General features: G+C 66.4%; 1 protein-coding gene. It reads left to right on the top strand.

Features of this window, described 5'->3' with window-relative positions; genetic code table 11:
• Window positions 1-223: 223 nt before the first annotated feature.
• Complete coding sequence (locus ACZ4S3_RS10995; RefSeq protein WP_467930298.1) at window positions 224-973, top strand: LuxR C-terminal-related transcriptional regulator; 750 nt, start codon at window positions 224-226, stop codon at window positions 971-973.
• Window positions 974-1,326 lie beyond the last annotated feature (353 nt).

Genomic DNA, 1,326 nt, shown 5'->3' on the forward strand with positions numbered 1-1,326 from the left:
ACCCTGCGGGAGTGCGACCACAGGTTTAGCGGTGGGGGACCGGGTCAGCGTTGACGCTTGTCGGATTCGCTCCTTAGTGTCGATTGTGTCGGGGGGATCGGAATTCATTCCCGACAGCTTCAGGGCCTTCGGTTTACCTGGCCCGTTTCATTCTCCGTGTTTCTCTCTCGATCTCTCTTGTGTTTCTGGTTTGCAGACGGGGGTTGGAAAGGATGTAGGTCTCTTGATGTTTTCTGCTCTGGAGGATTCTCCGCAGATTTCGGCAGGCCGGAGTGCGGTCGGCGCGCTCGACGAGGCCGGACGGCGGGAAGGGCGGCCGTCGCCCGACCAGCCGGGCATGTGCATGGCCGTACTGGACCCGGCGCTGACAATCCGTCAGGCCAACCAGGACTTCTTCCGTCACTTCGCGACCGACACCGCCGCCTCCGTCGACGTCCTCGCCTCTCCCACCTCCGATTCCTCGACAACGGCACCCGACGTCTGCGGGCGCAATTTCCGCGATCTGGTGCACCCCAGCGTGCGGCAGCCGCTCATGCGGCAGTTCGAGCGGCTGCTGATGGGCCGCCGAGACCGGTTCGCCGCGCACGTGGTGGCGCTGCGGCCGAAGGGTGACGCGTTCACCGGCTGTCTCACGGCCGCCGCCGTGAGCGGCGATGGCCCCGACCCCGCCGCGGTTCTCGTTCTGATGCGGTCAGGCCAGGGCTCGGAGGACGACGCGGTGGTGGCGCCGCGAAAGAAATTACTCAGCGAGATCGACGCGCGAATACTGGAGGGAATCGCGGCGGGCCTGTCCACGGTTCCGCTGGCGTCCCGGCTGTATCTCAGCCGGCAGGGAGTGGAGTATCACGTCACCGGACTGCTGCGGAAACTGAAGGTTCCCAACCGCGCGGCCCTGGTTTCCCGCGCGTATGCGATGGGGGTGCTGACGGTGGGGACCTGGCCGCCCCGTGTCGTGGACGACTTCATCAAGTAACACACCCGCTTCCCGAGGTTTGCCGCGCGGACTCGCGGGCCAGGGCCTGCCTTTGGGACCCGGACAGGTCCGAAAGCGAGCCAACGGGACACAAGGCGCCGGGGCGCCGCGGAGCATCCGCGGCGCCCCGGCGCCTTGGCGCGCGGCCGACCCCGGGGTCCGGCGGACTCTAGGGAATTCCATGGCCATTCCTGTCGAGAATGGGCGTGTGGCGTGCGGGAAGTCGAGCTGCCTCGTGCAGGGCACGCAGATAACTCAGTCGCTGTGGCACGACCGTCCCAGTGCCGGATGCCCACATCGAAATCCTCTGCTGTCCGCCGGTCTTGAGATGGGTTGGGTTGAACGTGGCGAAC

Source organism: Streptomyces sp. NPDC028368, assembly GCF_055565615.1.